The following is a 6400-nucleotide window of genomic DNA, read 5'->3' on the forward strand; positions in this document are numbered from 1 at the left end:
GGGATGGCGATATCCGGCGCCGCGGAATGGCGGTGCCGTAGGACAAGGGACATAAGGCGCTAAGGCCCGTTGCGCAACGGGGACAAAGGGCGAATGACCGCCCTTTGTCTCGTTACGTCTACAGTTGCGCTTATTCGCTGACGCGTTCGACGATCGCGCCGCAGCGGGTGAGCTTTTCTTCCAGGCGCTCGAAGCCGCGATCGAGGTGGTAGACACGCGACACCATGGTCTCGCCTTCGGCCGCAAGACCAGCGATGACGAGCGACACGGAAGCGCGCAGATCGGTCGCCATGACCGGTGCCCCCTTCAGGCGCGGCACGCCTTCGATCTTCGCCGTCTGGCCCGACAGCGAGATCTTGGCGCCGAGGCGGGCAAGTTCCTGCACGTGCATGAAGCGGTTTTCGAAGATGGTCTCGGTGACATGCGAGACGCCGGTGGAGCGGGTCATCAGCGCCATGAACTGCGCCTGCAAGTCGGTCGGGAAGCCCGGGAACGGATCGGTGACGATATCGACCGGGCGGATGCCGGCGCCATTGCGGCGGACGCGCATGCCGTTGTTGGTTGCCGAGATTTCAGCACCGGCGCGACGAAGCGTCTCGAGCGCGGTGTCGAGCAGCGCCACATCGGTGTTTTCAAGCACGACATCGCCGCCGGCCATAGCAACCGCCATTGCGTAGGTGCCGGTCTCGATACGATCCGGCAGAACGCGGTGGCGCGCGCCCGACAGCGAAGTGACGCCTTCGATGGTGATGGTTGACGTGCCGGCGCCGGTGATCTTGGCGCCCATGGCGATCAGGCAGTTGGCGAGGTCAACGACCTCAGGCTCGCGGGCGGCATTGCCGATAACGGTGGTGCCGCGGGCAAGCGTGGCGGCCATCATCATGACGTGGGTCGCGCCGACGGAGACCTTCGGGAAGGTGTACTTTGCGCCGATCAGGCCGCCCTTGGGGGCGGTGGCGTTGACATAGCCGCTGTCGATATCGAGCGTCGCGCCGAGCGCCGTCAGACCGTCGAGGAAAAGATCGACCGGGCGCGTGCCGATGGCGCAACCGCCGGGCAGCGAAACGCGGCACTGGCCTTCACGCGCCAGAAGCGGGCCGATGACCCAGAAGGAGGCGCGCATCTTCGAGACCAGCTCGTAGGGAGCAGTGGTGTCGACGATGGTACGGCAGGTGAAATGGATCGTGCGCGAGTAGCTGTCTTCCTGGCGCTCGCGGCGGCCATTGACCGAAACGTCGACGCCATGATTGCCGAGGATGCGCAGCAGCTGCTCGACATCGGCCAGGTGCGGCACGTTTTCGAGCGTCAGCGTATCGCTGGTCAAAAGCGAGGCGATCATCAGCGGCAGGGCGGCATTCTTGGCGCCGGAAATGGGAATGATGCCGTTAAGCTCATTACCGCCGACAATTCTGATACGATCCATAAGCGCTTACGGGCCACGCCCGCCTTTCTGAAACTCTGTCTTTTAAAAGGATGCGGGTCTTTAGACGAAATCCGCGAAGGCTTCAATTCGAAGCGGACGGAACATTACGATTCGTCCATTTTTGCGGCAGGCAGTCCATTTGTCTCGTCGGCCTGGCCGGAACGGCGCGCACGCGTCTGTTGCTTGCGGCGGGAAAGATTTTCCCGCAATTTTTCCGCAGCCCGATCGCGGCGCAATTTCGCCTGCTGTTCGATCGCGTCTTTGCGGCCCTTGCGGGCATTTTCAGTGTCTTCGGTCATGTTTCATGGCTTACCCGAATTCGCGGCAATCCAAAAGTGGCGACGTGAAACTGACATAAGTTTGAAATTGCGTCTTGCGCTCGTCCCGAAGCTGTGGCAATAGCCGCCCCGTTCACGCAACGCAGCCGCTTCGGTTGCCAGCGTCTGGTCCTCGCTGCCGTAGCTCAGTGGTAGAGCACACCCTTGGTAAGGGTGAGGTCGGTGGTTCAATCCCACTCGGCAGCACCAGTTTTCTCCCCGGTAGAAATCAGCCCCTATCGTACGCCTCATCGACGCGTATTTATGCCTGTTCAGCAAAAAGGGCCGAACAAGCCGGCCCCTTTTTGATTACAGATGTCCATCCGCCTTAGTTGTCGTACTCCCGGCAAGCCTCGCTTATAGAGGCGCCGCTTTCGCCGCCGCGGGTGTCTACGCCCGAGTTGGCGCGGGGCATGGACGGGCAGTCGAGGGTCTTCGGCTGCGTTGTGATCGACTGCGTGGTCGTCGGGTCGACGGGCGTGACGGTCACGGGATGGGTGCCGTTGTCGCTGCTCGTGTAATCGCTGGAAAATGTTCCGGCGCTTGAGCCGGTCGAGCCGCCATTGGTGGGGCCGATCGAATCGGGGTTGGATTGCGCGAAGGCGGATGTGGCCAGGCCCGCGGCAAAAATGGCCGCCGTGATGACAGACGTTCGCATGGGAATTTCCTCTTCCTCGTCGGTTTTCACTATCGGGTTACGTGTGGACAACCCGTCCGCGATGCGTTTGTTCCGCGATTTGCGGCAATCGTGAATTGTAACCGCGCTTTCCGTTGCGACATTCGGCGTCAGATATCCCGGTTTGCGAAAGAGCGGCCGACTGGTTAAGACGTGGCGATAACGGCTTCGCCGGCCGAGACCACCAGTGAGCCGGGCGAGCCCGCAGGAGACGACCATGAGCACGGACGACAACGACCAGCAGAACGGCAAGGGTACGAAGGCGATCATTTTGATCGCGATGGTTCTGGCTGCCATCACCGCCGTTTTCGGCGCGCTCGCCGTCTATAAAGCCGTGTTCGTCTACACCATCGCACCGTAGGGCTTGGCCCGCCGCCGGGATGACCCGGACATGAACGCGCCTCTCAGCTCACATTCATGCTGCGCTTATTATTCGTATTGAACAAATTCTCTATACGAACGTTTCGTCAACGCTGTTATGAATGGAGACTAGCATGAAGAAGCTTATTATCGCTGCCGCCGTGGCCATCGCATCGCTCAGCGCAACGGCAATGCCATCCTTTGCCGATAGCGTAACGGTGAGAATCGGTCAGCCGGGCTATCACGGCTACCACGATCGCTATAACCACCGCCCCTATTACGGCCATTCCAACCGCCATCATCCGGTGCGCTACAATTGCCGCATGAAGACCGTGAAGTATCACAGCCACGGCCGGATCGTGACCAAGACCACCCGCGTCTGCAGCTAAACGCGCAGGTTTGCCGGATGTTTCAAGCACTCGGTCGCATGGCCGGGTGCTTGTCTTTACATACGTCTTTGGTTCGTTACGCCGAACGCGTATGTCTTTTCCCATTTGCGGGTTTGTGAATTATCGCTAAAATGATCCCGCACACTGCTTTGCGGGAGGAGCAGGCAGAACGCTGCAGAGTATCTGGCGTGAGCAATGGAGGAGTGCGCATATGGCAAGCGAAAAGTGGAATGATCCTATCCAGGTCGGCTTCGAAACCACGGGTGCACGGACGATATCCGGCCCGTTCGATGCCCTGACATGCCTGACCGAGCTCTGGCCCAATGTTCGCGGCCTTCGCTATCTGAAAGCCCGCAGCACATGCCGAGCCGCGCTTGACGGTCGCAAGAGCGTGGAAGAAGCGCGCGCGGAGTTCGTCGCGGCGGCAGAGGAAGCAAGGCTTCACGTCCACTAGAAGCACCGACGCGGGCCAGAACGGTCCACAAGTGGTTCGAAATAAAGCAGAGTTGATTTTTGCTTAACCCTTGCCGGAGCTTGTCGGGGGTAGCCGGACGAAGCCGGTTGTCTTGGGCGCGCAACGCTCACTAGAACATTGGCAGCCATCATGATGATGGTCAGAGGCTCGTCACCCTCTGTGCCAAAAGCGCAGGCGGGCCTCGTATATTCCTCTCAAAACAATCAGTTACACAGAGCGGCCGAGCGCCGCAGTGACGCGATCGTTAAAAGCCGCGCATCAACGCGACGCGCCCGCGGCAGGCTGGTTAATTGAGCGTTAGCTGATATCAGCATCCGGTATCGGCGCTTGCCACTTCCACATATCCCACACCGATGATCGTGCCGTCATTGGCGCGAATGAAGGATGGAACGTAGTGCGCGCCCGCGGGAACGCAGGCTGTCGCATCGCCATATTGGGCGAGCACGACGTCATCGCGCTGAAGCGCCGAATAGTTGCTATCTATCTCCAGCGAAGCGGCGGCCGGCAAGGCGAAGGCGCCAGTCATCAGCGCTACAGCGGGCATCCCAAGTCGAAGAAAGCGCGTCATGCCATTCTCCCATGTTTGATTATCCCAGTAACGGAACAGCCGTTAGTTTAGTTCCGCCAGAATGCCTCCACTTTCAAATGCGTTAACGTTTTTCTACTTTCATCTTACAGTATTGACCGAAACAGCGCACCGGCGACAAAAGGGGAGCATCAGCGGCGCAGCATCCGGCTCTGCACGTTGCCTTGTCCGACGACGTCCTCGGCGATCATCATGGCGCGAACGATGTCGCCTGCACTGTGCGCAAAGCCCTCGAGTACGGCGTATTGGCCAATCATAGTGACCGTGATCTCGGTGCAATCGAGGTCCGGATCGGCGCTCAGCGCGCTTTCGATCGCAGCCCGCATCGACGACTGGCTGTGGCCTCGTTCGCACTGATCCTCGTGCCCCGTCAAAATCTGGAACAGCTGTACCATCTTCGCCTCCAAGCGAATTGTTCTGCTGCTTAACGCTGCAGCGCCGCATTTCGTTGCAGTGCGGGCGCTATCGTTGGAGTATTTTCGAGAAGAAAATCCAAATACCTCTTGGCGCTTCAAGCGGAGCGAGCCATATCAACAGCATAGACATGTGGGGTGATCGCGATGAAACGCGTGATATCGGCCGTTGCGGCAACATTCGTTATGGCTGGTCTTCTGGCTGGCTGCACCACCAGCGAGACGGCGGAGGTGAAGCCCGTCCCCGGGAGCATCACCTATGGCGGACAGCCGCGCACAAAGCTGACCAAGTCGCCACCGGGCAGCGTCGTCCACAATACCTTCTACGATTCAACCGGAACGAAGCAGCTGGAAACCTATATCCTGCAGCCCGACAGGACGCTGAAGCTGACCCGGCGCGAGGCCATTCCTGATTTCCCGATGTAACCGCGCCTAAAGCGCGAGCGGCGGCTCCGCCGGCCGCAGGAAGCGATCGATCGCGGCGGGTTCTACCGCGTCGATCGTTGAAGGCATCCATTTCGGCTTGCGGTCCTTGTCGATGACGGCTGCGCGGATGCCCTCGTAGAAATCGGGGCTTTGCAGGATGCCCAGGCAGGCGCTGAACTCGCGGCGCAGGCACTCGGCCAAGCTGCGGCTCTGCTTGCCCTCGTGCAGTAGGCGCAGCGTCAGCGCCAGGCTGGTTGGCGAGCGCAGCTGGATGGCACGCAGCGTTTCGGCGGCGAAATCCGACGGCTCCGCTTTCAACGCCGCGATGATCTCGCCGACGGTGCCGAAGCGGAAGGTGCGTTCGATCAGGCTGCTATTGAGCCTCAGCGGCCCCTTGCCCGGGTCGGTCGACAGGTTCTTCAGGACCACATCGACATCACGCGAGCTTGCGCCACGCGACAGGCCGGCCAGCGTGTCGACAAGCTCCGGCAGCTGGAACGCGGCGACTTGAACATCCGCGAGCCCGGCATGGATCACGTCGGCCGCCCCGACCTCCAGGCCAGTCAGCCCCATCCAGACGCCGACTTCGCCCAGGGCGTGCGGCAACAGCCATGTGGCGCCGACATCGGGGAAATAGCCGATGCCCGTCTCCGGCATGGCGAAGCGGGTGCGCTCGGTGACCACGCGGTGGCGGCCATGCGAGGAAAGACCGACGCCGCCCCCCATGGTGATGCCATCCATCAGCGCGACATAGGGTTTGGGATAGGCGGCAATGCGGTGATTGAGGTGGAACTCCTGGCGCCAGAAGTCTTCCGCCAGCGCCGTGCCGGCGCGGCCGCTCTCATGCAGCGCGCGGATATCGCCGCCGGCGCAGAAGCCACGCTCGCCCTCGCCCATGATGATCACCGTCGCCACATCGGCATCGGCCGCGAATTCGCTGAGCGCCGCATCGATCGAACGGACCATGTCGAGGGTCAGGCTGTTCAGCGCTCTCGGCCTGTTGAGGCGGATGATGCCGGCGGAACCCTGTCGCTCGGCAATAACCTCGCGCTGATCGACTTTGTCGTGCATCCGGGCCTCCTTGCGGCGTAACCCGCGATCGATGCGGCCGCGCCAAATTGCGATTCCAAGTTCATGCCATCAGCGAATTGCGCTGCTTGTACACAAACTTATCGCGCTCGGCCGGATAGTCGATGGCTCGTATACGAGGAAGATGCTCACGCCCTCGTTCGGTCGCAAGACTGCAACAGTTTTGGCGCTTAGAGCCTTTCCTGGTTAGATTGAAGCATTCTGTTGGCTCAAACGGAGTCGGATGGTCGTCCGGCCGGCTTGGCC

The 6400-nt window shown here is 60.8% G+C and carries 10 protein-coding genes, 1 tRNA gene and 1 pseudogene; 5 read left to right on the top strand and 7 right to left on the bottom strand.

The genetic code is table 11. The annotated features are described in order from the left end of the window. Positions 1-130: 130 nt before the first annotated feature. Together murA and ACCD05_RS29195 are read right to left on the bottom strand one after the other, a co-directional pair. Positions 131-1423, bottom strand: a complete 1293-nt coding sequence (gene murA / locus ACCD05_RS29190; protein WP_112429160.1) for a UDP-N-acetylglucosamine 1-carboxyvinyltransferase — start codon at positions 1421-1423, stop codon at positions 131-133. Positions 1424-1527: 104 nt separating this feature from the next. After that, complete coding sequence (locus ACCD05_RS29195; protein WP_018898373.1) at positions 1528-1722, bottom strand: hypothetical protein; 195 nt, start codon at positions 1720-1722, stop codon at positions 1528-1530. A gap of 153 nt (positions 1723-1875) precedes the next feature. On the opposite strand from ACCD05_RS29195, the gene ACCD05_RS29200 reads away from it, so the two are divergent. Further along, positions 1876-1950: transfer RNA gene (locus ACCD05_RS29200), tRNA-Thr, on the top strand. A 118-nt stretch (positions 1951-2068) separates the two neighbouring features. Here the strand turns inward: ACCD05_RS29200 and ACCD05_RS29205 are convergent. After that, a complete protein-coding gene (locus tag ACCD05_RS29205) occupies positions 2069-2398 on the bottom strand; it encodes a hypothetical protein (RefSeq protein WP_413397028.1) in 330 nt (109 codons plus the stop codon). 235 nt (positions 2399-2633) lie between these two features. On the opposite strand from ACCD05_RS29205, the gene ACCD05_RS29210 reads away from it, so the two are divergent. The 3 genes from ACCD05_RS29210 to ACCD05_RS29220 all read left to right on the top strand — a co-directional run bounded on the left by ACCD05_RS29210 (position 2634) and on the right by ACCD05_RS29220 (position 3619). Then, on the top strand, positions 2634-2777 hold the full coding sequence (locus ACCD05_RS29210) for a hypothetical protein (protein WP_156144778.1): 144 nt from the start codon (positions 2634-2636) through the stop codon (positions 2775-2777). A 133-nt stretch (positions 2778-2910) separates the two neighbouring features. Beyond that, the gene (locus ACCD05_RS29215) at positions 2911-3165 is read left to right on the top strand and encodes a hypothetical protein (protein WP_047507308.1); all 255 of its coding nucleotides are present in this window, start codon (positions 2911-2913) and stop codon (positions 3163-3165) included. 211 nt (positions 3166-3376) lie between these two features. Next, on the top strand, positions 3377-3619 hold the full coding sequence (locus ACCD05_RS29220) for a DUF982 domain-containing protein (protein WP_018898368.1): 243 nt from the start codon (positions 3377-3379) through the stop codon (positions 3617-3619). A gap of 328 nt (positions 3620-3947) precedes the next feature. Here the strand turns inward: ACCD05_RS29220 and ACCD05_RS29225 are convergent, their stop codons facing one another. Both ACCD05_RS29225 and ACCD05_RS29230 read right to left on the bottom strand, forming a co-directional pair. Then, entirely contained in the window at positions 3948-4208 is a 261-nt protein-coding gene (locus ACCD05_RS29225; RefSeq protein ID WP_209232686.1) for a hypothetical protein, read from the bottom strand. Between the two features lie 149 nt (positions 4209-4357). Next, positions 4358-4621: a BON domain-containing protein gene (locus tag ACCD05_RS29230; protein WP_047507305.1), complete on the bottom strand. Its 264-nt coding sequence runs from the start codon at positions 4619-4621 to the stop codon at positions 4358-4360. A 165-nt stretch (positions 4622-4786) separates the two neighbouring features. On the opposite strand from ACCD05_RS29230, the gene ACCD05_RS29235 reads away from it, so the two are divergent. Continuing rightward, positions 4787-5065 carry a hypothetical protein gene (locus ACCD05_RS29235; RefSeq protein ID WP_196809328.1) on the top strand — a complete coding sequence of 93 codons (279 nt, stop codon included), beginning with the start codon at positions 4787-4789 and terminating at the stop codon, positions 5063-5065. A gap of 6 nt (positions 5066-5071) precedes the next feature. Here the strand turns inward: ACCD05_RS29235 and ACCD05_RS29240 are convergent, their stop codons facing one another. Beyond that, positions 5072-6136, bottom strand: a complete 1065-nt coding sequence (locus ACCD05_RS29240; RefSeq protein ID WP_413397032.1) for an enoyl-CoA hydratase/isomerase family protein — start codon at positions 6134-6136, stop codon at positions 5072-5074. A 61-nt stretch (positions 6137-6197) separates the two neighbouring features. After that, positions 6198-6400: pseudogene (locus tag ACCD05_RS29245) on the bottom strand (hypothetical protein); the annotation flags it as partial.

The organism is Rhizobium sp. Rhizsp42, assembly GCF_047304155.1.
GTDB lineage: Bacteria > Pseudomonadota > Alphaproteobacteria > Rhizobiales > Rhizobiaceae > Rhizobium.